At 71.5% G+C, this 25,087-nt stretch carries 23 protein-coding genes and 3 pseudogenes; 9 read left to right on the top strand and 17 right to left on the bottom strand.

From position 1 onward, the window contains the following. Positions 1-485: 485 nt before the first annotated feature. The 4 genes from ACYP53_RS21400 to ACYP53_RS21415 all read right to left on the bottom strand — a co-directional run bounded on the left by ACYP53_RS21400 (position 486) and on the right by ACYP53_RS21415 (position 2,916). Entirely contained in the window at positions 486-617 is a 132-nt protein-coding gene (locus ACYP53_RS21400) for a hypothetical protein (protein ID WP_459648557.1), read from the bottom strand. Between the two features lie 30 nt (positions 618-647). Further along, a complete protein-coding gene (locus ACYP53_RS21405) occupies positions 648-1,223 on the bottom strand; it encodes an AAA family ATPase (protein ID WP_459648558.1) in 576 nt (191 codons plus the stop codon). After that, entirely contained in the window at positions 1,220-1,453 is a 234-nt protein-coding gene (locus ACYP53_RS21410) for an NUDIX hydrolase (RefSeq protein WP_459648559.1), read from the bottom strand. The genes ACYP53_RS21405 and ACYP53_RS21410 overlap by 4 nt, the downstream gene beginning before the upstream one ends. A 146-nt stretch (positions 1,454-1,599) precedes the next feature. After that, the gene (locus ACYP53_RS21415; protein WP_459648560.1) at positions 1,600-2,916 is read right to left on the bottom strand and encodes a helix-turn-helix transcriptional regulator; all 1,317 of its coding nucleotides are present in this window, start codon (positions 2,914-2,916) and stop codon (positions 1,600-1,602) included. A gap of 157 nt (positions 2,917-3,073) precedes the next feature. Between ACYP53_RS21415 and ACYP53_RS21420 the strand changes: the two genes are divergently transcribed. Next, positions 3,074-3,418 carry a Gfo/Idh/MocA family protein gene (locus tag ACYP53_RS21420; RefSeq protein ID WP_459648561.1) on the top strand — a complete coding sequence of 115 codons (345 nt, stop codon included), beginning with the start codon at positions 3,074-3,076 and terminating at the stop codon, positions 3,416-3,418. Between the two features lie 173 nt (positions 3,419-3,591). On the opposite strand, the gene ACYP53_RS21425 is transcribed toward ACYP53_RS21420, so the two are convergent. Together ACYP53_RS21425 and ACYP53_RS21430 are read right to left on the bottom strand one after the other, a co-directional pair. Continuing rightward, a complete protein-coding gene (locus ACYP53_RS21425; protein ID WP_459648562.1) occupies positions 3,592-4,365 on the bottom strand; it encodes a hypothetical protein in 774 nt (257 codons plus the stop codon). An 87-nt stretch (positions 4,366-4,452) separates the two neighbouring features. After that, positions 4,453-5,886, bottom strand: a complete 1,434-nt coding sequence (locus ACYP53_RS21430) for a hypothetical protein (protein ID WP_459648563.1) — start codon at positions 5,884-5,886, stop codon at positions 4,453-4,455. A 206-nt stretch (positions 5,887-6,092) separates the two neighbouring features. Between ACYP53_RS21430 and ACYP53_RS21435 the strand changes: the two genes are divergently transcribed. Both ACYP53_RS21435 and ACYP53_RS21440 read left to right on the top strand, forming a co-directional pair. Then, positions 6,093-6,422: a hypothetical protein gene (locus ACYP53_RS21435; protein ID WP_459648564.1), complete on the top strand. Its 330-nt coding sequence runs from the start codon at positions 6,093-6,095 to the stop codon at positions 6,420-6,422. 84 nt (positions 6,423-6,506) lie between these two features. Next, positions 6,507-6,704, top strand: a complete 198-nt coding sequence (locus tag ACYP53_RS21440) for a hypothetical protein (RefSeq protein ID WP_459648565.1) — start codon at positions 6,507-6,509, stop codon at positions 6,702-6,704. A gap of 351 nt (positions 6,705-7,055) precedes the next feature. Here the strand turns inward: ACYP53_RS21440 and ACYP53_RS21445 are convergent, their stop codons facing one another. Beyond that, entirely contained in the window at positions 7,056-7,493 is a 438-nt protein-coding gene (locus ACYP53_RS21445; protein ID WP_459648566.1) for a hypothetical protein, read from the bottom strand. Positions 7,494-7,828: 335 nt separating this feature from the next. Between ACYP53_RS21445 and ACYP53_RS21450 the strand changes: the two are divergent. Then, positions 7,829-7,972, top strand: a pseudogene (locus ACYP53_RS21450) (IS21-like element helper ATPase IstB); the annotation flags it as partial. A gap of 12 nt (positions 7,973-7,984) precedes the next feature. Here the strand turns inward: ACYP53_RS21450 and ACYP53_RS21455 are convergent. The 6 genes from ACYP53_RS21455 to ACYP53_RS21480 all read right to left on the bottom strand — a co-directional run bounded on the left by ACYP53_RS21455 (position 7,985) and on the right by ACYP53_RS21480 (position 15,756). After that, entirely contained in the window at positions 7,985-8,980 is a 996-nt protein-coding gene (locus tag ACYP53_RS21455; protein WP_459648567.1) for a hypothetical protein, read from the bottom strand. Positions 8,981-9,661: 681 nt separating this feature from the next. Next, complete coding sequence (locus tag ACYP53_RS21460) at positions 9,662-10,087, bottom strand: hypothetical protein (RefSeq protein WP_459648568.1); 426 nt, start codon at positions 10,085-10,087, stop codon at positions 9,662-9,664. 131 nt (positions 10,088-10,218) lie between these two features. Beyond that, positions 10,219-11,928 (bottom strand): alpha/beta hydrolase, encoded by a 1,710-nt coding sequence (locus tag ACYP53_RS21465; protein WP_459648569.1) that lies wholly within the window; start codon positions 11,926-11,928, stop codon positions 10,219-10,221. A gap of 4 nt (positions 11,929-11,932) precedes the next feature. Beyond that, positions 11,933-12,334, bottom strand: a complete 402-nt coding sequence (locus tag ACYP53_RS21470; RefSeq protein ID WP_459648570.1) for a hypothetical protein — start codon at positions 12,332-12,334, stop codon at positions 11,933-11,935. Between the two features lie 809 nt (positions 12,335-13,143). Next, positions 13,144-13,875: a hypothetical protein gene (locus ACYP53_RS21475; protein WP_459648571.1), complete on the bottom strand. Its 732-nt coding sequence runs from the start codon at positions 13,873-13,875 to the stop codon at positions 13,144-13,146. A 30-nt stretch (positions 13,876-13,905) separates the two neighbouring features. Beyond that, positions 13,906-15,756 (bottom strand): protein kinase domain-containing protein, encoded by a 1,851-nt coding sequence (locus ACYP53_RS21480; RefSeq protein ID WP_459648572.1) that lies wholly within the window; start codon positions 15,754-15,756, stop codon positions 13,906-13,908. A gap of 956 nt (positions 15,757-16,712) precedes the next feature. On the opposite strand from ACYP53_RS21480, the gene ACYP53_RS21485 reads away from it, so the two are divergent. Continuing rightward, positions 16,713-17,447: an ASCH domain-containing protein gene (locus ACYP53_RS21485; protein WP_459648573.1), complete on the top strand. Its 735-nt coding sequence runs from the start codon at positions 16,713-16,715 to the stop codon at positions 17,445-17,447. Positions 17,448-17,580: 133 nt separating this feature from the next. On the opposite strand, the pseudogene ACYP53_RS21490 reads toward ACYP53_RS21485, so the two are convergent. The 4 genes and pseudogenes from ACYP53_RS21490 to ACYP53_RS21505 form a co-directional block, all read right to left on the bottom strand. Next, positions 17,581-17,763, bottom strand: a pseudogene (locus tag ACYP53_RS21490) (AraC family transcriptional regulator); the annotation flags it as partial. 897 nt (positions 17,764-18,660) lie between these two features. Further along, positions 18,661-19,164 carry a hypothetical protein gene (locus ACYP53_RS21495; protein WP_459648574.1) on the bottom strand — a complete coding sequence of 168 codons (504 nt, stop codon included), beginning with the start codon at positions 19,162-19,164 and terminating at the stop codon, positions 18,661-18,663. Positions 19,165-19,556: 392 nt separating this feature from the next. Then, the gene (locus tag ACYP53_RS21500; RefSeq protein WP_189921432.1) at positions 19,557-19,844 is read right to left on the bottom strand and encodes an antibiotic biosynthesis monooxygenase family protein; all 288 of its coding nucleotides are present in this window, start codon (positions 19,842-19,844) and stop codon (positions 19,557-19,559) included. Between the two features lie 60 nt (positions 19,845-19,904). Beyond that, the gene (locus tag ACYP53_RS21505; RefSeq protein WP_189921434.1) at positions 19,905-20,831 is read right to left on the bottom strand and encodes an NADP-dependent oxidoreductase; all 927 of its coding nucleotides are present in this window, start codon (positions 20,829-20,831) and stop codon (positions 19,905-19,907) included. Between the two features lie 276 nt (positions 20,832-21,107). On the opposite strand from ACYP53_RS21505, the gene ACYP53_RS21510 reads away from it, so the two are divergent. From ACYP53_RS21510 to ACYP53_RS21525, 4 genes and pseudogenes are all read left to right on the top strand, one after another. Next, entirely contained in the window at positions 21,108-21,605 is a 498-nt protein-coding gene (locus ACYP53_RS21510) for a hypothetical protein (RefSeq protein ID WP_459648575.1), read from the top strand. A gap of 69 nt (positions 21,606-21,674) precedes the next feature. Beyond that, positions 21,675-21,790, top strand: a pseudogene (locus tag ACYP53_RS21515) (transposase); the annotation flags it as partial. A gap of 206 nt (positions 21,791-21,996) precedes the next feature. Then, complete coding sequence (locus tag ACYP53_RS21520; protein WP_459648576.1) at positions 21,997-23,364, top strand: (5-formylfuran-3-yl)methyl phosphate synthase; 1,368 nt, start codon at positions 21,997-21,999, stop codon at positions 23,362-23,364. A 482-nt stretch (positions 23,365-23,846) separates the two neighbouring features. Next, positions 23,847-25,079 carry a 2-isopropylmalate synthase gene (locus tag ACYP53_RS21525; RefSeq protein WP_229928977.1) on the top strand — a complete coding sequence of 411 codons (1,233 nt, stop codon included), beginning with the start codon at positions 23,847-23,849 and terminating at the stop codon, positions 25,077-25,079. Positions 25,080-25,087: the final 8 nt, after the last annotated feature.

The following is a 25,087-nucleotide window of genomic DNA, read 5'->3' on the forward strand; positions in this document are numbered from 1 at the left end:
GTCCAGCTTCCTCCAGGCGGTCGGCCCCGGTTCGGGGCTCCCCCGTGACCGCCGTCGATGGAGGGTCGCTGACCTGCTAATATTCTTCTTGTCGCGAGGGAGATGATTCCTCGTCAGGCGTCAGCGGTGCTACCAGAGCACGTCCTACTTTCAGTAGGAAGAGTCCGTGCGACCCGGGCCTGGCGCTCCACAGTCGGACGGGGTCCGGTACCCACTCGGGTACCGGATCCCGTCTGCGGTCACGGGCCGTCCGCAGATCGAAGAACGACGGCAAGCCGGCAACCGGCTTCCGGGCGAGTACGTCCGCGTCCGGGCCTTCGTCAGCTTGACGTTAGCCTTCGTCGTCTTCCTAGCGGAACGGTTCGATCGTCCAGGGCAGGCTCGCCTGAACAGCCACCCTTCCCTGACTCTCTCCAGGAGGTCCGCCGCGCGACAAGCGGGACGGCGATGGTGCGGGCCGTCAGCGGAGGCCGGCCCGGTCCCGGTCAGCCGGGCGCGGTGGTCAGCCGGTGGATCTGGACGGTGACCAGGTCGGTGTCCGGGCCGTGGGCGATGATGCCGACCGACAGCCGCCCGTCCGTGCGTCGGGGGGCTCCTTGCCGGGGTGGAACGGTCAATGGCGCGGACACGGCGCGCGACAGCTGCCTCTAGCTGTCGCGCGCGGGCAGCTCCGAGAGCGCGGTGTCCCGCATGATGCGCTCGACTGTGTCGCGGAGGGTGCTGTCGCCGCCGATGACGGTCTCGATGCCGCCCGGCAGAACGTCGTGGTCGCGGTACCAGTCGCGCAGTTCCCGCTCGGTGACGGCGGCCAGGTACTCGCGATCGGCCTTCGAGGCGTGCCGCAGGAACGTCTCGTCGATCGGGATGTCGAGGTAGTAGCAGCAGGTGACGCCGAGATGGTCGTCCACCAGGCGCGTGAGCATCTCGCCGTAGTGGTCGGCGTACAGGATGCCCTCGATGACGACGTGGTAGCCGGCGTTCAGCGCGTACCGTGCGACGGTGTCGATCAGTCCGATGTTCGCGCCGCCGGGCCGGTCCCGCTCGCGCAGCACGATCCGGCGGAGGTTGTCCTGCGCGACGACGGCCAGGCCCCGGCCGAACCGCTCCCGGATTCCCGCCGCCACCGACGACTTGCCCGACGCCGAGTTCCCCCGGACGACCACGAGCCGAGTCTCCGGGCTCCCCGCAGGCGTCCCGGCCGTCGGGTGGCTCGCGGTGCTCATGCCGGCCGGCCGACGGCGGACAGTGAGCGGTCCGCGGTGATCAGTGCGAGCGCGTTCACGGTGTATCCGACGATCGGCTGCGGAAGCCCGTCCAGCGGCCGGAAGCGGAGGGTGGCGTACTTGTTCGGTTCATGGTTGGTGACCTTCCCGGTATACGTGCGCGGGGCGCAGAACGGCTGGAGGTGTCCGACACCGTCGTCGGCGTCGAGACGGTGGAGGGTGTGCACCACGGCAAGGGGTCCTCCTCCCGGAAGGTGATGCCGAGTTCCTCGCCGGCCTCGCGGGCCATGGGGGCCAGGACGGACTCTCCGGCTTCGAGGTGGCCGGCCGTTCTCCGGGCAAGGGGGAATCATGGATGGTCCGGGGCGCTGGTCCGTCACGCGGCTCGTACGCGCTCGATGAGATCGGCGACGCCGTCGACCCGGCGGTACGGCTTGAACGCCGGCGCGAGTTCGCGGACCAGGGTGACGCACCGCTCGGCGCCGATTCGGGTGGCCAGATCGAGGGATTCGGTGGTGACGGCGAGAGCCTGTTCGACGTCGTTGGATCGCAGGAAGCCCTTGGCCTGGTAGGTCAGGAAGATGCCGCGCGTCTTGTCCCGGGCCTTGGGTAGGAGGGCCAGGCCCTCGGCCATCCTGGCGTGCGCCTCGTCGGCCCGGCCGAGATCGAGTAGGCACTGGCCGGAGTCGACCGCGAGGTCTGCGGGACTCATCCACGCGCACCAGCCTGGCACGGGGTCGGTGGCCCGCGTCGACAGTGCAGTCTCGGCAGCGGACAGGTCGCGGTGGCACGCCGAGCGTTCGCCGAGCGCGGCGTAGGCCCTGGCCCGCCGGAGGAACAGCAGCGACCGGGCGGTGGGGTGCTTGGTAGCGGACAGTGCGTGGCCGAGCTGGTCCACCGCGGTGTCCGGTTGGCCGATCCAGTTCGACTGGTAGGCGAAGTCGGAGAGCACACCGGCGCCGAAATCGCGGTCACCCGCGGCGTTGGCGGCTTGCAAGGCTCCTGCCCAGAGCTTCCCCGCGGCGAAGTGCTTGCCCTGGTCGAAGCGGTACCAGCCGCAGGTGGTGGCCAGTGACGCGGCCAGGAGGTGCAGCCGTTTGGCGACGGGCTCGGCGTGGCCGCCGCCCTCGATCAGGTCGGTGACGGTGGCGAGATGAGCGTCCACCAGCTTGACCGTGTGCTGGCGCTGTTCGGTGGGCAGGGCCGTCAGCTTCGCGGTGGTCTGCTCCAACCAGTCCACGAGCCCGGAGTCCACGGCTGTCCCGCCCTCGAGGGCGGAATTCAGGCGATCGGGCTCGATCGTGGCCCACTGGGCGGCGAGGCCGGCCAGCGAGACGGCGCTGAAGGTCATGAAGCTGCGGCGGTCCATGGCGGCTCTCTGTGCGTCTCGAAGTGCTTGGACGGTGTACGCCGATCCCAGGGGCAGCGGAACCTCGCGTCCGGGCAGCCAGTCGGGCCACTCGAACAGCTCCATGTCGGCGATCGGGACCTCGAAGGCTTCCGCGATCAGGACCTGGGAGTCCAGGTTCGGCTGCTTGCGCCAGTTCTCCCACCGGCTGACGGCCGTCTTGTCCGCGCCGGAGCGAAGCCCGTGCCTGCGGGCGGCCCGGTCGAGGAACACGACGAGGTCGCTCTGTGACCACCCGCGGAGTTCACGGGCGTAGGCGAGGGAGTGCCGGATCGGGGCGTCCACGGGGCCAATTTCCATCATTGACGGTGACAGGCAGCCTACTGCGTGCGAGCGCGGGACAACCCCGGGACTACAGACAACGCCTGTCCAGGGAAGCGCAGTTGGCGCTGTACTCGACACGCATCGACAAGTTCCCTCACGAAGCGGAAGGAGTCAGCCCATGAAACGACACGTGGCGGTCATCGGCCTCGGACACCAGGCTCTCGAAGACCACCTTCCCGGCCTGCTCGCCTCCAGCCGGGCCGAACTCGTGGCGGTCTGCGACAACAGCCCGGACACGCTGCGGGCCCAGCTGGACGCGCACGACGTCCCGGGCTTCACGAGGGTCGCCGACCTGCTGGACACCGTCACTCCGGACTTCGTCATCGTCGCCGTCCCGCACCACGCGGGCCGGGCGGTGATCGAGGAGTGCGCCGGCCGGGGCGTGCACGTCCTCAAGGAGAAGCCGTTCGCGACCTTCCTGCCGGAGGCGCGCGCCCGGGCGCCACAGGAGTCCGACTCGTGAAGGGATACGAGATCCCGCTCGGCGGTTCGGCGGAGCGGGATCTCCTCTTTGGGTGCGCCTGTCTGAGGCGGCGTGCGATGGCGGTGGCACCCGGCACACGTAGATCGTGCGCCTGCTGTGCCTGCTGCGGCTGCTTCCGCTGCCTTGGCTGCTTCGGGGGCGACTGGCTTCGGTCAGGGGCGCCAGGCGAGCAGCGTCGCCCTCACCTGCGAGAGCATCTGGTCGAGCAGATGCACGGCGCGGGCCTGCAGCGGAGCCTCAGGGTGCGTGGCCCGCCAGTGCGACGCGGTCGGTGACGTCACCGCCGTGAGCACCTGCCGATCCGTTCCGCCCGCAATCAGTGTCACAAAGCGCAGGTAACCGCCCACGGACGTCTCCTCCCCGCGCTCATCAGCGAGCGCCTTCACCCTTCGCCGCAGGCGGGCGGCGACGGGCGAATCACGGAAGGCGGCCCCGAGAGCCGCGAGGGCCAGCCGGACTCCCAGGCACTCCGCATCCCAACGCGCGAGCACCTCCGCGAGGTGATGTCCGACCGCGGCTCTCGCCCGGGCCGCCGCTGCGGGATCCGCCTGCGGATGCGCGCCGGGCCAGTACTCCGCCCTGTGCCGGTCGGCCTCGGTGGCGATGCGGAAGAGCGCCATGACCAGCCCCATCCGCTCCCGGGCCGGCACACGGTCGTCGACGGCCAGCGCCACCAGCAAGGGGACGCCCTGGGTGGTGGCCTTGTCACAGGTGTCCTGGTGGTGGATCTCGTTGTGGAACTCGCCGAGGAACTCGCGGTCCGAACTCCATGGACCGAATTCCCGCCCGAGGAGGAGCCCGGCGTGCGGGGGCATCGCGAATCCTCGGAACCGGTCGACGGCCACAGTCCGGAAGATACGGTGCAGCTCAGGTTCGAACAGCTCGTCCCGTCCGTCCGGGCTCTCGCGGCCGGTATCGATGTCCATGGAAATGCCCCCTTGATCGGCGACCTCCGAAAGGCGCTCTCCAGACCCCGCGGTGGCCGTGGATGAGCCGGGCCGCACCCCGGCAGGCTACCGGCAGTCCCACTCCTCGCTGGGCAGTGAGTGCCAGAGGTCGAGCCAGCCGTGCAGCAGGAAGAGCGGCCGGGTCAGGTTGACGTCGCCCGCACGCTGGGCGCGGATCGCGAGGCCGAGGTCGGGGAAGACCGGGTCGGCGGCGGGGCTGTACAGCAGCCGGCCGTACGCGGTGCGGTGGACGAGCCAGTCCTCCACCCGGGACGGTGCGCAGCCGGTCAGGGGGGCGCCGTCCAGCCGTACTTGGGGGCCGGTGAGGGCGTTCACGGCCACGCACTCCAGGCGGTCCGTCCGGAAGAGAGCCCTGACTCCGGCGGTGCGGAAATCGGCGTAGTTGAGCTGGCGCTCGCCGCTGCCGGGGGCGTAGTAGGAGGAGACGGATCCCTCTTCGCCGAGGGCGGCGGTGATCTCGTCCAGGGTCATGCCGAAGTGCAGCGGTCCGACGCCGACGTACGGCGTGAACGTCCACTCGTGGCGTTCCTCGCCTCTGGCGATCCGCCACGGGCCCCGATGCGCCGGATCACTCCCCTGGACGGCCGTAGGCGGTTCGGGTGCCGGCTCGTGCGGGGCCGCCGGCTCCGGTGCCGGTGCCGTCCAGTCAGGGTGCCAGCGGCCGGGCGGTTCCAGGGCAGCGGTGTCCTCCGGCTGCTCGCCCAGCCAACGGATCGCCTGCTCCTGGCCGTCGCCGAACGGGTCCTCGGCCAGCGCGTGCGCCTGGCTCACCGCCGCGCGGTATTCCTCCTCCTCCCCGGTGGTGAGGGCCGTGGTGTCCTCACCCCAGGCCTCCAGCCGCTCCCGCGCGATCCACCGGTAGTACGAGTCCGCACTCCGGGCCAGGACGTCGCGGACGACGGGCGCGTACTGCGGGGCCGACGCGGCGAGGGCGGGGTCTGCCAGCAGCAGGGCGGTGGCCGCTATGGCGGCCTCCCTCACCAGCGGATCACCGTCCTCGCAGAAGACCGCGACCCGGGTGAGGAGCGTCGGCCGTGCGGCACGGGCGGCGGCCAGGTCCCGCGGTGCGCCGACACCGTCCACGGCGTCGAGGCGGGCGACATCGGCGAACGAGGCCAGCCAGTTCAGCAGCTCCGCGCGCAGCGGCCGCCGCCCGGCTCGCCGTTCCCACTGGCCCTCGACGAGCGTGCGCCGATCGTCGAGCAGAGCGGCGACGACCAGCGCCGCCGGGGCGGTCGCCGGGAACACGCGCTCATGGTGGAGGAGCAGCCGGTACAGGTCCCAGACCGCGCGAGCCCGGCGGGTGTGATCGGCGTCGAGCAGCCGGGCGAGGACGTCCGGTGTGTCGGGCACGTTGTGCAGGCCGGTGCAGACGTGCGGCAGCTCGCTCCACGCGGTGGCGGTGAGTTCGGCGAGGGCCTGGGGCGGCAGGGACACCGTGGGCCTGCCGGGAGCGTCGACAGCAGCTTCGTTGACCACGGCCGCAGTGTTCCAGCAGCCTCCGACACACGTGGGACGTCGACGGGGCCGAGGGGACAGCCCATGAGGGACAGCCCACGTCGGAACAGTTCGGGAAACGATCTCCAACGGACCGGGAAACGACCTTCGCCGGTCGGAACCGTCCCCGCTCAGCGTCACCCTCTGAACGGCCCGGACTGGGACACCGATCGAACGACGATCCGGGGATGGCGAACCTTGATGCTTCTTCTCCGGAGCGCCGTGTGGACAGTGGTGGGCCGCGTGGAACGGCGCAGGGCCGACGCAACTCTGCCCTGGCCTTGTTGGGGGCGCTGTTGGACCGGTCGCTGATGCAGATCGCCGACGCCGCCGCCGACGCCCGGTGCTTCGACCGGGAGACGATCCGCGCGGCGGCGGACGTGTGGGACAACAACACCTTCCCGCTGTTTCGCGTGGCGACGGCCGGCACGCGCGGCGGGCGCGAGCGTCGAGCGACAGCGGCGCTGGAATGGATGGCCGACCTCGGTGAGGAACGGCGCGCCTGGATGACCGAGTAGACCGCGGCCGCCGGACAGCCGTTGGACGGGCTCCTCGCGCCCCGGAAACCGTCCACGCCGCGCCGGGACTATCGGGGACTGGTGATGGCCTCGGTGACGCCGCTGACCGCGCACACCGCGCAGAACCTGGCCGCCGACTACGACCTGTCCTCGGCCGAGGTCCGCCATCTGCAGGTCGAGCGGGTCGGCAGCAGCCCGGCTCGAACTGGCTGTCACCCGTTCCTACCCCGTCGACGACGGCACCTCGCCCGAGACCGCGACGCTGGCCGTACAGCTGCGTGACCTCACCGAGGTCCGCTTCGACTCGCATGACGCCCAGGGCGCCGTCCTGCGAGCGCGAGCGGACGGCGTGTCCATCGCCCTGGGGGATCGAGGGATACTCCGCGCGGCGACGGCCGACCTTCACCCGGACGACGGCCGCTGGCACCTGTCCTCGGCCGGGCGCCGGGCCGACGCGACCACACCGCCCCGCGACACCCGGCCCGCCCGCGTCAGCCCCTCGCAGAAGGGGCACCTGAGTGCCGACGCCCTGGCCGCAGCGACCGTCCTGCACCGCGCCATGCTGCACGTCCGCATGGGGAGTAGGCAAAGTGCATATGTTCCGGCGAACGTGTGCGAGGCAGCGGCGAGACTTCACGGGTTCGTGAGTTCGTCCTGCGCCGCCATCTTGTAGTCGTGGTATTCGGAGCAGACTAGGCCTTCGTTGACCCAGCGGCCGGGTTGAGCGCCGAGTTCGTTCTCGGCAAGGTCGAGCGCCTCCTCAGGGGTCGATTTCGTGGCGATGACTTTCCCCCAGGTGTTGTCATCGGGGTCGATGGACGGGAAGTCGTCGACGGCCGAGTAGGTGGTGCTGCCGACGTCCTCGACTTCGCTGAGGTAGATGGTGATCCCCTCTCGGCCTGGGCCGAGAGCGAGCCAGCGAAGCGCCTGGCGGCCCTCGTGTTCGAAGGCGCCGAGGAATTGTTCGATCTGCGTCCCGCGGCGCAACGCTCCTACTGCGAAGGATCGGGTGAGGTGCCGCACGTTATCGTCTCCGTTCTTGCTGGTCGGGCAGGCGTCCTGCATCGACATGGTCCGAGAGGTAGATCATGACGTCTTCGGGGTCCATGCCGAGGGCCGCGGCGACGAGCTCGGGGTCGAGCGTGTTCACGAGGCCGGCCAGGCGGGTGCTCCTGAGAGTCCGTGGTCCGATGCCGCATGGGTCCAGGATGTGGATGGCATGGGCGGTGGATGCCGGCGCCCGGCCGGTCTTCGTGATGCGGGTGACGATCGCGTGGGGGTTCTCGGTGTTCTGGTCCTCACGGTGAGCCAGGCAGCGTTGAAACACTGCTCAGCTGGCTGGGTCCAGAGGCACCGGGCCGTAGGGCGGATGCACCGCAGCGAACAAGTGCCAGCCCCAGTTGGTGACGAAGACGTTCGCCGACCCCCGCCTCTGCGCGGCGATCGTCGACCGACTCACCTTCAATGACACCATCATCGCGACCGGAACCGACTCCTACCGTCTTGCCAGCACCCGGGCGCGGGCCGAAGCACCCGCCAAAGTCGGCTGACCGCTGCATGCTTCAGCTTGATGGTCTTCCACCCCAAGGATCGTCAAGCACTGTTCTGGGGATGTTCGCCGTGAGCATTTCGTCGATGCAACTGCGCAGCCCGAAGCCGGTGGGGTCGACCCAGGTGAGCCATGGCACCGGCTGGAGCAGGTCGCCGTATTGACGGGTGCCCGGATCGGTGAGGAGGGTGCGGAGCTCGTCGGGGGCGGGGTCGGTGACCAGGCACAGCCAGGCCAGGCCGGCGCCGATGCGGACCTCGGGCGGTCGTCCGGGATCCGACCACAGGTCCCGGGCCCACGCGGGAGCGCGGCCATCCTGGTGCTCGCGGGCGAGTTGGGCGATCGCCAGGATCAGGCTCACCCTGACCACCGCAGTGTCTTCCTTCGCCAGCCTGGACTGCAGAGCCGAGGAGACGTGTGAAAGCTCGCCGGTCGTCGCCGCCAGGACGTAGGCGGTCACGGATCGGACCTCGGGGTCGGGACCGGAGAGAAGCGGGAGCAGAAGGTCCAGGTCGTCCGTGATGGCCTGACGGGCGGCTCGAATCGTCCAGTCCACCGGGCACCCCGTGCTGCCCTCGAACATCAACGGCTCCTCGGCGACCTGGAGCAGGCCCTCCCGCGATCCGTCCCCCATGTGCTGGCACCGGCCGATCTCCGCGACCAGGCGAAGAGTTTGGGCACGGAGCCCCGGCTGCCCGGTCACCGCGATCCGGAGCAGGAACGGCACCGCCAGTGCTCCCACCGCGATCGTGCCGCCCTGATGGTGAAGATTCGTCCAGAGCTGCCGCAAAGCCCTGTTGGCGGCTTCGGCGTCTCCGGAGCCGAGCGTTGTGAGGAGCCCGGGGATCTCCTCGCCCGGGCCGTAGAAGTGCCGGAACCGCTGCCAAGGGACCCCGTCGTACCTGAACCCGTCCTTGACCTCCCGCGGGATCGCGCCCACGGCCGTCCGCACGTCGCAGTCCGTGCCGACCCACTGTTCCGGCCAGCCAGCCCAACGGTCATCGTCCATGGCTTGGCCTTCCAGTCCACCGACAGCATCCGAACCCCGGGAGTCTAACGACCGGTGATCAAGAGGCGGACCACTTCTGCCGCACTCCGGTGACACCGCACCACGGCGACGTCATTTCTCGTAAGCATCCGCAGCACTCAAGATCGCCAACTGCTGGCCAAACCGCTGATCAAACGCTGCTACTTCACGTGAGCGAAGCCGACCCGGCGCTGGATTCTCCGCGGGGGGCCACCGCATCCCCAAGGCAACTCCCGGTAAATACCCGTCCGCCCACCCTGACCGCTTGACGGCTGACCCGCGGGTGCGTGGATGAGCTGGCGGGTTGTGCGGCGTGGATGAGGCGGGCCGGCTGACCCCCGCAGGTGCGGGGAGGACCCCTTCGCGACCTGGGGCGATGCGGCGGCTTTGCTACTTCTTTGCCAAGACCGTGTATGCCGCCGCTCTATTGGTTTTAACGCCGTACGTGAACTGTTGAGGTGTCAAAGAGCCTGAGCCGCATCCTATGCGCCGGTGCCGATGGCGGACCGAGGCCGACAACGGGAGCTCGCCGGCGGCGAGGAGCGTTGCGGCGGAGCGTCGAGCGCCGGCGGTGGAAGCAAGGCTCCACTACCACCGGCGGACGGCGGACCGTTGCCGCGCGCTCGCCCGGACCGGTCCCCACCGTGCCGGGCGGGCGTGTGGTCAGCCGTGGGCGGAGCTACCGGAGCTGCCGGAGCTGCCGCCGCGTTGGACGCAGGGGGCGAGGACGGTCAGGTCCAGGGTGTCCGGCGCGGTTTCGGGGTCGCCGACCACGACCGAGGCGGTGAACTTGTTCGCGTCGTTGGACAGGTCCAATCGTTTGTCGTCGCTTCGTTCGACGGAGAAGCCGTCCTGCTTCAGCCGCTGCTTTACCGAGTCGAAGACGCCCTGGACCTTCTGCCCGGGGATCCCGCGCAGTTTGTAGGAGATGTACGGCATGTACCGCGTGGGCGAGTCGGCGGGCCCGGACTCGCATTCGTCCTTGTCGACCAGCGGATCGGGGATCTTCACGGTGTCCTTGTCCGGGAGCACCTCGAGCGCGGCGGACGCGTAGGCCTTGACCTTCTCCTCGGCCTGTCCGAGGTTCATGGACGGGGCGTCGCTCCCGCAGGCGGCCAGGGCGAGGACGCCCCCGGTCAGCAGACCCAGGACGGCGACGCGAGCGGACCGTCCACGGCCGACGCTCCGTCCGCGCCGCGGTACCACCTGTGACGGTCGGCTCATGAGACCGGCCTTCCCGCGATGACCTGGCCGAACGCCTTCCAGGACGGCGTGCCCTTGTTCCAGTAGTGGTCATGGTCGGTGTTCTGGGACGGCAGGTGCTGGGCGCCGAAGGCGGGGTTCATCGGGTCGCGTCCGAAGCGTAGGTGGTAGTCGTCGCTGGCGGGGTTGTAGTTGTCTGCGGAAAGGGGGTCGGGCGTCCAGTCCGTGATCGAGTCGTCGCCGCCGAGCACCGCGTAGACGTGGGACGGGTCCATCTTCGTCCCCTTCGCCAGGTCGGTGCTGAGGTCGGCCGCTCTGTCGACGCCGACGCCGGGGCTTCCGGCGAAGACCACGGTGTCGACGGGGAGTCCCTTGTCGCGCATGGCGTAGCCGACGACGGTGCTGCCGTAGCTGTGTCCGATGATCGTGTTGTGGAACGGGGGCCCCTGGTGGGTGGCCCGCAGGCCGGACTCGAAGTTGTAGAGGTTCTGCTCGGCGTCCTTGGCGTACCCCTCGTAGGCCGCGTCCGGGATCGGCTGCGGGAAACTGGGCTTGGCCGACTGCGGTGCCGTGTAGTTCACGTAGGCGATCGTGGAGACCTTGCCGCCGGGGCTCGCGTCGATGGCGCTGCGGTACATCTCCTTCGCCTTGTCCATGGTGCCGCCGACGCCGGCGAGCTTGGACTCGGTGCCGGGGACGAAGGTGGCCACATGGTCGGCGGTGTCCGGGTCGTTCAGGGCGAGGATCGCGCGGCCGCCCGGCGCCGCGGCGTCGAGTCCGAGCAGGTAGGGGCGCGGGTCCTGATCGGTGACCGGCTTGTCGAGGCGGTCCTGGATGGCCTGGAGACCCTTCAGCTTGCCCTGAAGCGCGTCGCGCTCGGCCTTCCAGACGATGTGGTCCGGGCTCTCGGTGGCCCCGTACGGGGTGCCCGTGACCGATAGCGGCTCGGACTTGTCGAGGTCGCTGAGCTGCTTCTGGAGGTCGGCCTGGGTGCGGGTGAGATTGACCCGGTTGGCCTGGTCACGGGCGGCGGCCGGGACGCCGTCGAGATTGCCGACCTGGGCGGGGTTGTCCTGGACGAACTTCTGCCGCTCGGTGTCGGTGAGGCCGTCCCACCACTTCTTGACGCTTGCCGGGTCGGTGCCGGCGGGGGGTATCCGTTCGCGGGCGGTCTCGGCCGCCTGGTCCTTGGCCACGGTGGCGGCGTCGAGGCCGGTGCCGTCACTGGCGTTGGTCGCGAAGTGGTTCAGCCGGGCGCTGATCTCCTGGTCCGCGTGGTCGGCCTCGTTGAGCGCGGCGGTGATGCGGTTGCTGATGGCGATGGCCGTCGTCTCGGCGCCGGCGCCCGCGTAGTTCGCGGACGTGGGCTCCTTGTCCCAGGTGATGGTGCCGTCGGGGGCGACGTTGAGCTTCGCGGCCTTGGCGTCGTCCAGGGCGTACACCAGGTGGGCCTGGGCCAGCGCGATCTGCTCGGCGGCCTTGGCGAGCGCCTTGCCGACGAGGTCGAGTTCGCTGTGCGCGGACTGGAGCTCGGTGCCCAGGAGCTGGATCCGGGCCTGTGCGTGGTTGGCGGCCGTGCCGGTCCAGTGCGAGTTGGTGAGTCGGTCGGCGACCTCGTGCTGCCAGGACTCGATGTGCCGGCCGAAGGCCGAGTAGAGCGCGTCGAAGGCGTTCTTCGCGATGGTGATGTTGTTGATGTTCGCGTCGTAGAGCGTCTTGATGTCCACGGGGCTACTCCGCGGCCTTCGCGCCGGCGGGCCTCACCGGGCCCGGGACGACGGTCGTGCCGAAGGGGTCCGGCTCGTCCGGGACCGGCGCGGCGGGGTTCCGCATGTTCGAGTGGACGTCCTTCTCGACCTGGCGGTAGTAGGCGGCCGTCGTGCCGAGCCTGGTGCCGACGTCCCCCATGTCGCAGGCGAGCTTGTCCAGCAGCGTCTTCCAGTTGGTACCGCAGTCGCGCACCGCGGCGGCCGTGAGCCAGCCCTGCAGCGTGCCGGCGGCGTGGTTGCACGGCTCCGAGAGCTTCGACGTCTCGCCCGGTATCAGACTTCCGACGTGCTGGGCACTCTGCCCGCAACCGTCCAGCTCGGCGGGATGGACCTTGAACTCCAAAGCGGCGTCAGGATCAGCCACGTTCTCTTCCCCCTGGTTCCGGACCCGGTGTCCCCCCGAGGTCCGAGATCATGTGACGCCGAATTTTACCGGATCATTTCTCTATGGATCGAAACTGACCGGCCGTCGCTCGAACGGGCTTTCTCTGGAGAGGAATTGCGATCCCATCCGTTTCGGCGAAGACTACCTGCCGACCTGACGACGTCCTGCCGGCTGAATGACCTCGGCCGTGTCGTGCCCACGGCTGTTCAGGGGTGCCGCGCGACGGCGTGCCGCGCCGACCGGCGCACGTCCCGATCGGCGCACGTCCCGATCGGCCGTCGGGCAAGGATCCGGCACGTCCGCATCCGCCGCCACCGCTGTTCGGGCCGCGGGCGGGTCCGGCGCCAAGGCACGTCCGCATCCGCCGCGCCGAGGACGAAACCCTCGGCGCAGGCGGTGACGCGGGCATGGGAGAGCGTCGTCATCGACCGGACGTCGATCGCCCGGACAGCCGCCGGCCCGGCCCGGGGTGTCCCGGCACACCGTCAATGACGCGGCCCTGGCGACCGGCCACCCGTCGCCGATCGCCGACCCGACCCGCTTCGACGCCGTCCACGCCTTGGGCGCCTCGGCAGAACACCGGAAACAGCGCGCCGCGGACGTGCCGACCCCCCTCGACCGACCCGGCACGTCCAACGGCCCGGCCAAGGCCGTCGACGGCCCGCCCGAACACCTATGCGATACCGCCCTCGGCCGAGGATCGTCGGCGATGGAACGGACTGCCGTCGACTCGCCGTGGCGCTGCGCCCCCTCGGCTTCGGCCGGGACCGACTCCGGCCCGAGACCGCTCAGCCGGCGCAGGTGTAGTCGAAGGTGGTCGACCCGCTGAGCCGCTGGGGGGCCAGGACCTCTACGGTGGCGGTCGCGCGCAGGGTGCCGGGGCCGTCGAAGGTCCAGCGCAGCACCAGGTCCACCCGGCGCTCGCCGGACCGCACCGGCTGGACGAGTTCGCCGGAGGACGTCCCGTCGCTGCGCAGCCAGTGGTAGCGGATGGTGCCGGGGTCGCCGTTCGTGGTGACCGACGCGGTGAGGACGGCCGTCCCGCCGCAGGTCGGTCCGGTGGCCGGGGTGGCGGTGACGGAGACGCCGGTGAGGTCGAGCGGCGGATCGGCGCGGCAGCGGGTGAGCAGCACGGCCGGCAGGACGAGCAGGACGGCGGCCCAGACCAGCCGGCCGAAGGCCTTGCGTCGACGGGTCGGCGGTACCGGTCCGCCGGTCGACGCCTCGCCGCGCCACACCGCGGCGGCCTGCGGCGGCACACCGGGGCCGAAGCGGCGCAGCTCCGGCTCCGGCGAGGGCGCGGGCGAGGGCGCGGGCGAGACGGAAGGCGCGGAGGGTACGGAGCCCGGGGCGGTGGCGGTGGCGGGGGTGGAGTCCCAGACGGTCGGGTCGAGGAAGGTGGCGCTCTCGTGGTCGTCCGGGGCGGGGCCGACGCGGTCGAACGGTGCGGTGCGGCCGGGCGCGCCCGGGGCGAGGCGCTCGGTCGGGTCCTGGTCGGGGGTGGGGCCGGACGGGGGCACGAGGAGACCTCCTGGGCGGTGGTGCGCGGATCAGCCGGGCTCGTGGCAGGACGGGGAGTACAGCTCCCGGTAGGCCGTCGGGGTGCTCCCGGCCGCCGGTGTGGTGGAGACCCGGACGCCCCACTGGAGGCGGCTGTCGCCGGTGCCGAACTGGTGGTGGACGGTCAGGGTGGTGCGGCCGGTGCCGAGTTTCACGGTGTCGGTGGCGACGGTCTCGCTCGGGACCTTGGGGGCCGAGTTGTGCGTCCAGCTGAGGACGAGCGTGGCGCCGGGCGGGCCGGAGGTGACCACGGTGACGGTGGCCTGGATGCCGTAGCCGCCGTCGCAGGCGATCGAGTCGACGTTCACCGACGCCACCCGGACCGGCGGCGGGGTGGTGGGGGTCCTGCCGGTGGGGGGTGGGGTGGTCGGAGGCGTGGTGGGCGGGGTGGAGCGGTTCGGCGGGGGGCTGGTCGGGCCGGTCTGGGGCGGTGGCGGCGGCGGTGGGGCCGCGGAGGTCACGGGACCGGTGGGCGTACGCGACGGGGCGGGGGCGGCCCCGCTGGGGCTGGGGCGGCCGGGGCCGGAGTCCGTCGTGGCGTCGGGACCGGGCGCCGGGTCGGTGGTGGGCGGACCGGAGGGCGAGGGCACCGGGACGAGGGACGGCGAGAGGGTGGGTGACGGCGAGGGCCGCCCGGTGGGCAAGGGCGTCGGGTCGGGCGGCGGCGGGTCGGTCGCCCGGGCCGGGTCCAGGAGGGTGGTGAACCGGGGCACCGGACTGCCCGTCAGCGTCCGCTCGCCCCGGTCGGTGACGCCGGCCAGCGCGACCCCGCCGATCACGGCCAGCACCAGGCAGCCCGCCATCACGCCCACCCTCAGCCGGGCCCGTCTTCGCCGGAGCGGCCGCCGGACGGTCCCGAGAGCGGCGGGAGCGCCGGGAGAACCGGGGACGGCGGGACCGACGACCGCACCGACGAGCCGGGTGTGCGCGAGCGCCGTCGTCCCGGCGGGTGCGGGGCCGCCGGGGCCGCGGGGCAGCAGCAGGGCCAGCAGGGCGACCAGGGCGGCGAGGTCCTCGTGGCCGCGCTCCTCCCACCGCGCGCCGTACCCGGCCGCCGCCGCCCGGTCGAGCAGCCGGACGAACTCGGCCGCGCCGGCCGGCCGGTCCTGCGGCCGTTTGGCGAGCCCGGCCAGGACCAGCGGGCGCACGTGGTCCGGCACCAGCTCGTCGGGGATCCGGGACTCCCGGTGCTGCACGGCGAGTCCCCCGATCGTCCCCGCGGTGAAGGGGCGCTTGCCGGTGATGCATTCGAAGAAGGTGACGGCGGCCGCGTAGACGTCGGCGGCGGGCGAGGCCGGTGCGCCGGCCCACTGCTCGGGCGCCAGGTAGGCGGGGGTGCCGGAGATGTCCCGGTCGGACCCGCGGGGGACGGCGATGCCGAAGTCGACCAGCTTGGAGGTGCCGTCGCTGGCGACCAGGACGTTGGCGGGCTTGTAGTCCCGGTGCACCAGCCCGGCCGCGTGGGCGGCGGCCAGCCCCAGGAGGGAGCCCTTGAGGACGACCAGCGCCGCCTCGGGCGTGGTCGCCTTCCGCTCCTTGAGCAGCGTGCGCAACGAGACGCCGTCGACCAGCTCCATCACCAGGGCGGCGTGCGGCCCGCCCTCGACGTACTCGTAGAGCCGCGTGACGTACGGGGAGTCGAGCCGGGCCAGCGTCTGCGCCTCGGTACGCAGCGCGGGGCCGGCGGCCGTGTCGTGCAGGTACTTGACAGCCACGGGCGTGCCGGTGGCGTCGTGGCGGGCGAGCACCACGCGGCCCGCGGCTCCCGCGCCGAGCTCCCGCAGGTGGGTGTAGCCCGGCAGCTGCCAGTCGCCGGCGTCCCGTACCGCCTCGTCGTCCATCGCCGACCCCCACCCCAGTCCTGTCCGGCGGCCGCCGCCCGGATCGCGGCCGCTGCGATCGACGCGTCCGCCCAGGCCCCGGTTCCCACGCGCGGCGCCGTCCGAACCGCCGGTGCGGCGGCGCGGGCACCGCCGGGAACGTTCCCGCAGGCAGACCGCCCCGCCCGACCCGACGACGACCGGAAACACACCGGCGCACGAGGGAGTTGTGCGCCGCCGCGGCCCGCGCCGGGGGCGCCGCCGGCGGGGCGAGGCAAGGCAACGTGAGCGCATGGGCCACGCGAACGTCCGCTCAACCGGCCCGCTCAACCACCCGGGTCCTTCACGGCGCGACGAACCCCCGGTGTCGCCACCGCGTTCGACCACCATCTGCGCCGCGCAGGACATCGACGGCAAGGAGACCAGTGCCACTCCCCCGGGCGGGTCGGCAGCGCGTGCCCAGCCGACTGGCCAAGACTCCGGATCCGGCGGCCGCGGCGAAGCTGACAACCACGCAGCAGCGCGGCCCTCAGGCGCCCACCCACCGACCGGCTCGTCGGTGTCCTGCACGGTACCGCGACTGGCACGTCTGTTCCTGAGCCCCGTCGAGAACGGAGCCTGTTCGCCGATCCGCGCCTGGTTCGGAGAAGGAACGGGGACCAGAGGGTATGCGGCGGAACCACTCGATCCGGCCCTCGACGTCGCCCTTTTCGTGGCCGCCACGGATGCCGGGCGCAGGAGAGGGCGTCCAGGGCACAGTGCGAGCCGAACGCGGTCCAGCGGTCGGCCTCCACGCGCTGGCGGTTGAAGCCGAGCACCTGGGTGGCCGCGCCCCCGAGGTTCTCGCAGCGGACCGTGCCGGTCGGCACCCCTCTGCTACGCGGGTCTCGATGGCAAGCTGCCGACCACGCTGACGGTGAGGTTCACGAGGGAAATTCTGTCGAAGAGTCAGGCTGGCCCGGTCTACGGTTGGCGCCATGGTCTCCATGAAGGTCTTCGACTCCGAGCGCCGCGTCATCGAGGCTGCGGAACGGCTCGCCGCCACCCTCGGGAGCAACCCGAACCACACCGTGGCCGCAGCGGCGATGGACACGGCCGGCAGGATCCATGAGGCGGTCAACGTCTACCACTTCACCGGCGGACCGTGCGCCGAACTCGTCGTACTCGGTGCCGCCGCCGCGGCGGGAGCCGGCCCGCTCGTCACGGTCGCCGCTGCGGGAGATCGGGGTCGTGGCCTGATCCCGCCGTGTGGCCGCTGCCGCCAAGCGCTTCTCGACCTCCACCCCGACGTCTTCGTCGCCGTACCGACCGACGACGGGCCGACGCTGCGCCCGATTCGGGAGCTTCTGCCGGACGCCTACGTCTTCCCCGGTGCGCATGCGCGTCGGATCGTCCGGTTCAACAAGCGCTACTACGAGGACATCGCCACCGCGCGGAAGACCTCCACCGTCCGCTATGAGGATCCGATCGCGCCGGGTCCCGCGATCTTCCTCTTCGAGGACGACGAAGCCCCCCGCACGTTGAACGGCACCGTCACCGGCGTCGAACGCCACCGGCTCGATCGCCTCACCGCCGAACAGGCGCGGCGCGACGGCTTCACGAGCGTCGACCAGCTCAAGAAGGGCCTCCAGGGCCACTATCCCGGCCTGCCCTCCGATGCCGAGGTCGATTTCGTGACGTTCACGGTCGAAGCGCCTGACGCCGTGGAGTGATGCAGCGCGGACGGCTCCGGACGGCGTTCACGGAATCCGGTGACTCCTCGGCGCCGGCCTCACCCCGGAGCGGACGGCGTACCCGCCCGGCGGGTCAACGGACTCCGTCCGTCCGAAGGGCTGGGCCCCGTGTTCACGCCCGGGGACTGCCGCCGCTCCGCTCGACCGGGATCAACAGCTGCGAGTCGGTCTCCACGCCGATCTCCACGGGCCGGGTCCGCAGGAGCGCCGGGCCCGGCCGGCTCTCGTACGGGTCCGAGCGGAACCACTGCATGAACACGTCCCGCCACAGTTCCTGGAGGGCGCGCGGATAGGGCCGTCCCGATGTGTGCTCGATACCCCTTGAATCCACGGATAGCCGCATGCCCGACCCGCGCCCAGGTGATCAACCCTGCGCCACCCTGTCTCATGGCTGGGCCGGTCTGGGGGTAAGGCCCGCCATCGCCAGCTCAACCTCGCTCTACCGGATCCACCGCCATGCCGAAACTGGCGCACCTGGGACCAGCGTCAGGCTCATCCTCCGTGAAGGAGAGCCCAGCTTCGAGGCTGCGAGCTCAGAGCCTCTGGACATTTTGATGTCTCTGGAGCGGGTGCTTGGTATCGCCGAAGTCACAACTACCCTCCAAAGCCATTCAGTTGAGGCGACTGCCCATAATCATGATTATGGGCAGTCGGTATGGAAGACCGGAGAGCTGAGGGCCGCGCGGTGGCTCGGGCGTGAGAAGAGCGGGCCGCGCGCTGAAGGCTGGACTCTGCCCTGCCTCGGAGGGCAGGTCATCTGGTGCGAATACGGGGGCGGGCTTCTCGTCGATGGGCTGCGCGTCGACCCCCAGCATTCAGGGCCCCACGCGGGAAACGAGGGCCTTCGGGGCGCAGTCGTCAACCTACGGCCCTCAACTCCCGGCCTGACGCTTTCGGTTGACCGCAAGCATCTACTCGGTGACAGCTCGGCTGTTGTCGAGGAGTTGTTGGAGGAGGCCGCCGACGAACTCGTCGCCAATCGCAGCGACTTGCTGACAGCTACCTGGCTGGAGGAGGTAGCACTCAGTAGCCCGCTGGTGGCCAGGGTTGTGTGGGAAGCGCTGCGGCGCCGGGGGCGGGCGGTCACACGTCGCGGTTGAGTTCTCGGTGCAGGCGATCGGCTTGCGCCCGTAGCATTCGAGCCTGCTTAGCGGCGGTCGTGGCGCGCTTCACCGCCGAAACGACCACCAATTCAGAGCAGTGCGTACGCCTGCTGGACCCGGGCCACCAAGGCGGCGACCCGGTCGGCGACCTGGCCTGAACCGTCCTGCGCCAGGTCGGCGTGGGGAAGGACATCGGCGCGGATCCCGTCCAGGTCCAGGTCGACACCGCCGAGCCCGCGGCCGATGTCGGAGCGTTCCACCTCGCCGTCGGTGACGCTCACGCACCGCAGTTCCGCCGCGGCGGCGTCCACGACCACGGCGGGCTCCGCCCCAGCCGCGAGCGCGGCGCCCCGGGCGGCGCTCGCGGTGGTGGAGGCGGTTGCGAGGATCGGGTCGGGCCTGGTGAGGGCGCCAGCCGCCGCGGGATGACAAGGCGGGGAGATTCGCAGGACGGCGACCGGCCGAAGCCGCAGCGGGCCGCGTTCCAGATCGGTGGCGAGGCCGACGGCGCCAACCTCACCGGTCCGGTCCTCAGGCAGTGCGGCGAGCGCCGCGCGCACGCAGTCCCCGAGGCCGGGGACGCTGTCCACCACCGCGCATGCCACCGTGTGCCCACCCGGGAACCATGCTCCGGGCACAGCCGCCGAGTCCCGAGTGTGCTCCCAGCACGGGTGGCCGGCGGGACAACGGCAAGCGAAGCACCACGCCCCGGACAAGGAGGCCCGAACTGCACCGTTCCGGGCGCACACCGAGGCCGATGCCCCCGCAGCCTCGCACTGAACGCCCCCGGCCCGGGCACTCGGCCTCCGTCCCGGCAAGCGATCGCCGGCAACGTGCGTTTCCTCGGAAGACCGAACCCTCGCGGAAGGTCCTGCGACCAGTTGCTGTCTGCGATGAACCCCCAGGCAGTGGCGGTGCACGGTGAGTGACCCGACCGGCTCGGGCCTGGAGGAGCTGGTACGCCGCCGCGGGTCGGCGGCTCGCGTCACACGAGGGCGTAGGCCTCGGCCTGGCGGTCGATGAGGTGCGGGGTGATGCCGGCGAGGACCAGTCGCTGGTAGGACACGCTCTCGCGGTGGGCCGCCAGGGCGTTCTCGTCCTCGTACTCGGCGAAGACGACGAAGGCGCCCTGGTCCCGCAGGGAGCGGACCACCCGGTAGGACAGCACGCCGGGCTCGGTGAGCGCGGCCTCGGTGACGGCGGGGAGCAGATCGGCGACGTGCTGGTCGGCGCCGGTGTCGGCGAGCCAGTCGGTGATCACGACGAGAGACACGGCGGGTCCTTCCGGGGTGGTGCGGGACGGTCCTGTTGATGGGGGCGGTTCAGGCGGGGGTCAGGGGATGGTGACGACGATCTTGCCGCGGGTGTGGCCGGCCGCGTTGAGGCGCTGGGCGTCGGCCGCCTGCTCCAGGGGGAACGTCGCCGCGACCTCGACGGTGAGGCGGCCGCTCTCGGCGAGGTCGGTCAGGGCCGCGAGGTCGGCGGCGTCGGGGCGCACGAAGACGTAGCGCCCGCCGAGGGCGAGGACGGCGCCGTCGGCGACGGAGGCGAGGCGGCCGCCTTCGGCGAGCAGCGCCGGCGAGATCTGGAGGGCTTCGCCGCCCACCAGGTCGAGTACGGCGTCGACGCCCTCCGGCGCCAGCGCGCGGACGCGGTCGGCCAGGCCCTCACCGTAGGCCACCGGCTCGGCGCCGAGGCCGCGCAGGTAGTCGTGGTTGCGGTCGCTGGCGGTGCCGATCACCCGGGCGCCGAGGGCGATGGCGATCTGGACGGCGAGTGAGCCGACCCCGCCGGCGGCCGCGTGGACCAGCACGGTCTCACCCGGCTTGAGTTCCAGGGCGCGGCTCAGCGCCTGGTAGGCGGTGAGGCCCGCCAGCGGCAGGCCGGCAGCCTGGGCGAAGTCCAGGTTGGCGGGCTTGCGGGCGAGAGTGCGCACGGGCGCGGCGACGTACTCGGCAAAGGTGCCGCGGCGGACCATGTCCTCGCGGACGTAGCCGATCACCTCGTCGCCCGGCGTGAACTCGGTGACTCCGACGCCGACCCGCTCCACGACCCCGGCGACGTCCCAGCCCGGGATCACGGGGAAGACCACGTCCATCGCGCCGTCGAGGTAGCCGGCCTGGATCTTCCAGTCGACCGGGTTGACCGACGCCGCCACCACGCGGACCAGGACGGAGTCCGGACCGAGCTTGGGCTCGGGCACGTCCCCGTACTCCAGGACGTCCGGTCCGCCGTAGCTGCGGTAGGTGATGGCCTTCATGGGTGGTGCTCCTCGCAAGAAGTGTTGACTCACTCGATGGTTCATCCCATTAAGTAATGCCGAAACGGTAGAACTGAACAGTTGAGGATGTCAAGTAATTCTGAACGGGCCCCGGCTTCGCTTCACCCATCGCAGGTCTTACCGGTAGCGGGCAGCCGGTGGCATGCTTGCCACCGCATGTGATCAACCGGGGTGTCCGTGTCCGCGAAGCAACCAGGCCAACCTGTCATCGGTGACGCCCAGGCCCGACACTCCGACAGAGAGAGGCCGCCTCCGATGGACACTACCGACCGCCTTCCCGATGACCTGACCGAACTGGAGAGGCTGCTCATGCGGGGCGCATCCACCATCCGGTGGGTGGAGGCGGCCGAGCGGCTCGTCCTGCAGGTGGACAATCTGCGGGACTGGCTCATCAAGAACCACTTCCTCCGCCTGTACAGGAGCGAGTCCGGCTCGTATGCCGCCACGGATTTCGCCGAGGCCTTCGACGCCGCGTGCGAGATCCTGCGCGGCGGCAGCAGTGCTCTGGAGGCGTCCGGTCTGCGCAGGTCGAGCTTCTCGGTTCTCGGCGTCGCCGCCAACCTCTGTGGCCGCGTGCAGAACTCGCTCCGCCATTCCGTCCACGAGATCGACGACCACGATGCCCAGGCGGTGGCGTTGGCGGTCCTCTATGCCATCGGCCACATGGACGCCACCGTGGACGTGAACGGCAACGAGGTGGACGGCTGGGGGCCGAACTCGTTGGCCTACGAGGAGCGGTTGACCCAGCCCTGAGCATCCGCCCGGCTTCTGCGACAGCGTTGTGGGGTCGGCGATCCGGACCGAAGGGTCGCCTCCCCGACGCCCGAGCCCGGCGGGCAGTGGGCCGAACGTGGCGGCAAGGGCAAAGACCCGGACCGCGGACCCCCGCCCCGCCCCGCCGCCGGGCGACCTACTCCCGACCGCACGCGGTCCTGCACCAGTGCGTTGGACCGACGTGATCACCACCGCGTTCGAGTGCCTCCAAGTCCCGCCGCAATCAGGCCGGCCGGCGACCGCAACCCTTCAGTTCATCACATCCGATGTCCGGAAGGGCTTCACTCACGGAAGTGGTGACGTGAGCATGGCCCGACGGCTACCGTCTGCTCCCGTCGTCAAGATCGTGATCAGAGGGTGGGGAAGTCGCGTGCGCAGCGGGATCGATGGGGACCGGCGGCTGCTGGTCAGTGTGTTCGGGCCGCAGGAGGCCCGTGAGGCGGTGCTCGGCGGGGCGCGGATCATCGACAGCGAGGACCCGCGCAGTGCGCTGGGCACGATCAAGCCCCGGCGCATCATGGACATCGCCGACGCCGTGCTCGCCACCCGCCGGGACCTGCCCGTGCAGTTGAGTACCAACATCGGCGAGGACCAGCTGCTGTACCGGCGCGCCGCGGGCGGGCTGGCGATCGGCAAGTCCCCGTACCAGATGGTCGGCAAGGCCGCCCAGGCGGCGCTCGGCGTCGCGGTGTCGATGGGCACCGCCGTCCACCCGTGCCCGATCGTGAAGGTCGGCCTCGACGGCATGGGCGTCGGCCAACTCACCGACGTCCTGGGTGAGATCACCGCCACGCTGCGGCGCGCCGACGGGCTCGGGCGCACCCGCGTCATGTCCGTGCTGTTCGCACAGGACCTGGACCTGTGGGACGCCCGCAAGAGCCTGCCCCAGGTGCGCCGTGCCCTGGTGGGCCTGCGCGAGTACGACCCGGCGGCGCCCGACGCGCCGGGCGCCTTCGACCTGGCGGAGCACGCGGACGCCCTGCTCGGCGACGACGGACGCCCGCTCTTCCCCGACCGGCGTCCCGACGAGGCCGAGCTGAAGGCCTGCGGTGCCCTGCCGGCCGCGGCACGCGGCACCCACGTCACCGTCAACGAGCCGTTCCCGCACGCCGATTACGGCCTGACCCGTCGCCGCCGTACCGACACCGAGGCGATCCGAGCCATGGTCGAGGCCAGCGCCGCCGCCGGGGCGGACGCCATCATGATCGACACCAGCATCCTGCTGAAGGTCGCCCGCATCGGGCTGATCTCCACCGCGGGCAGCGACGAGCTGGTCGACCTGGACGCCCACGACACCGACGCCCACGGCCTGCCCCGCACCGGCATCCTGTCCATGGAGGAGATCCGCTTCTTCGTCGACCTGTGCCACGCCCGAGGCCTGGAGGCCAACCTCGCCGGCTCCGTCCAGAGCCACCAGGCCCAGCAGATCTGGCGCTTGGTCCCCGACCTCGACCAGCTCTCCGCCCGTGGCGGCGTCGTCGCCCTCGCCCACGACCCCCTCCACGGCACCGGGGCCGCCACCCGCCACGACCGCGTCGTCCGCCGCGCCCTGGTCGCCGGGATCATCCCGCCGGAGCAGGGCGGATACCTGGTCGTGCCCGAGCACATGACCCGCTCGCCGAAGTTCCGCACCGACCTGGACGGACTGCTCACCCGCCACCGGGACCTCCGCGTCCACGTCGCGGACCGCTACGGAACCCTGTCCGCCCTGGACCGGCCGGCCCCGGGCACCCGCTGACACCGGCCCTCCCCCAGACGTCCCGAACGGTCCGGGCGAGCCGGTCGCAGCGTAGAGGAACTCCTCCCCGGTGACGGCGCGCGCCCGGGTGAGGAAGGCGTTGGAGTGGTCGCAGGCTGCAGGAAGCCCGGTCAAGGCCGGGCTTCCTGGAAGGTGGTGAAGGACGAGGCGACCGCACCGGTCATGGTCGTGGCATTGACCCGGACCGTACCGGCCGACTCGCTGCGGATCTTCCCATGACGATGCGTCAGTCCACCATTGCTCTTGACAGATCGGGAGGTGCCCGCAGGACGCCCGCAGCGGCGGGACCCGCGCGCGGTGCCGGCCGTCGCACTGCTCGGCGAGGCGCATCAGACGCTGGGGCGGGGGATGCCGCGTCAACGTCGGCGGCCTGGAAGTGGTCTACGATCCGCCCGAGTCGGTCTCGACGTATCGCGGTGCGCGAGTGCCGCGCCAGGACAGGGGTTGGGGCGTTGTCGTCAGTGGACGTGGTACGGGAGTCGGCCGGGGCCGGGCGGGTCGTGTTCTTCGAGGAGTCGGCACGGGACGGTGCCCAGGCCAAGACCCTGATGAGCGCCGGCTTCCGGGTCCGGCTGGCCCGGGAGCAGGGGGCGGTGTTCGGGGCGGACGGGCCCCGGCACGTGGTGTTCGCGGCCGGCTTCCCCTCCGTGTGCGGGCAGGAGTTCGAGGCGACGCGCCAAGTCGCTTTGGAGGCGCAGGGTTCGGTCAGTCCGTCCGCGATCTGCCGGGGCACGGTGGCGGACGTACGGCTGGCACTGAGCGCGGTGCGGGGTGCGGCGCACGCGCGGGTCATGGTGATCGTGGCCGCTTCCGAGGCGACCGCCCGGGCCCTGGTGCACAGCGGTGCCCGCGAGGCCCTGCGCCGGGGTCTGGACGTGGTGAAGGAGGCCGTGGGTCTGGCAGACGGCGTCGCGGTGGACGTGTGCCTGGTGGACGCTCCCCGCGCGGACCACGCCCTGGTGGCGGAGTACGCGGGGGCGATGACGGCCCAGGGCGCGGGGACGATCGTGCTGGCCGACACGGTCGGCGACCTGCTGCCCGGCCGGACCCGGGACCTGTTCCAGCGGGTCGCGGCCGGCGCGGGGCCCGAGACCGTCCTGGTCTCGCACCTGCACAACGACCTGGGCCTGGGCCTGGCCAACACCCTGACCGCCCTGGAGAGCGGAGTGCGGGTGGCGGCATGCTCGTGGCTGGGCATGGCCGAGCGCAGCGGCATGGCCGCCACCGAGCAGCTGCTCTTCCTGCTCGCCCACGACCGGACCAAGGCCGAGCAGATCCTCGGCCCCGGCTGCGAACCGTGGTGGACGCAGCCGGACCTGACCCGGCTTCCGACGATCGCGCGGATGGTGTCCGCCGAGACCGGAGTCCCGCTCACCGTCACCACCCCCGTCGTGGGCACCGGCGTCGCCACCATCTCCACCGGAACCCCCTTCACCCACCCCCAGACCTTCCAGCCCTACGACCCCCGACAGCACCTCGGGCTGGCACCGACCGTGGTCCTCACCCACCTCGCCAGCGGGCGCGTGCTGCGCGCCGTCGCCGAGCGACTCGGCCACCGACTCGACCCGGCCCAGACCCGCACCGCACTGGCCTGGGCCAAGGACCGCGCCTACCGCCTGAACCAGGCCGTCATCGCCGACGCCGACTTCGCCGCCTACCTCGACGGCCTGACCGCCGCCACACCCCGATCCTGAACGGAACC

It is taken from the genome of Kitasatospora sp. Ki12 (assembly GCF_054601375.1).

Bases quoted from the DNA above. Each gene is read 5' to 3' on its own strand.
- ACYP53_RS21460 (WP_459648568.1), bottom strand. From the start codon at position 10,087: ATGAACCTCGGACAGGCCGAGGAGAAGGTCAAGGCCTACGCGTCCGCC.
- ACYP53_RS21435 (WP_459648564.1), top strand. From the start codon at position 6,093: ATGGCGAACCTTGATGCTTCTTCTCCGGAGCGCCGTGTGGACAGTGGT.
- ACYP53_RS21405 (WP_459648558.1), bottom strand. From the start codon at position 1,223: ATGAGCACCGCGAGCCACCCGACGGCCGGGACGCCTGCGGGGAGCCCG.
- ACYP53_RS21455 (WP_459648567.1), bottom strand. From the start codon at position 8,980: ATGGACGATGACCGTTGGGCTGGCTGGCCGGAACAGTGGGTCGGCACG.
- ACYP53_RS21480 (WP_459648572.1), bottom strand. From the start codon at position 15,756: ATGGACGACGAGGCGGTACGGGACGCCGGCGACTGGCAGCTGCCGGGC.
- ACYP53_RS21445 (WP_459648566.1), bottom strand. From the start codon at position 7,493: ATGTCGATGCAGGACGCCTGCCCGACCAGCAAGAACGGAGACGATAAC.
- ACYP53_RS21510 (WP_459648575.1), top strand. From the start codon at position 21,108: ATGGACACTACCGACCGCCTTCCCGATGACCTGACCGAACTGGAGAGG.
- ACYP53_RS21420 (WP_459648561.1), top strand. From the start codon at position 3,074: ATGAAACGACACGTGGCGGTCATCGGCCTCGGACACCAGGCTCTCGAA.
- ACYP53_RS21425 (WP_459648562.1), bottom strand. From the start codon at position 4,365: ATGGACATCGATACCGGCCGCGAGAGCCCGGACGGACGGGACGAGCTG.
- ACYP53_RS21440 (WP_459648565.1), top strand. From the start codon at position 6,507: ATGGCCTCGGTGACGCCGCTGACCGCGCACACCGCGCAGAACCTGGCC.
- ACYP53_RS21485 (WP_459648573.1), top strand. From the start codon at position 16,713: ATGGTCTCCATGAAGGTCTTCGACTCCGAGCGCCGCGTCATCGAGGCT.
- ACYP53_RS21505 (WP_189921434.1), bottom strand. From the start codon at position 20,831: ATGAAGGCCATCACCTACCGCAGCTACGGCGGACCGGACGTCCTGGAG.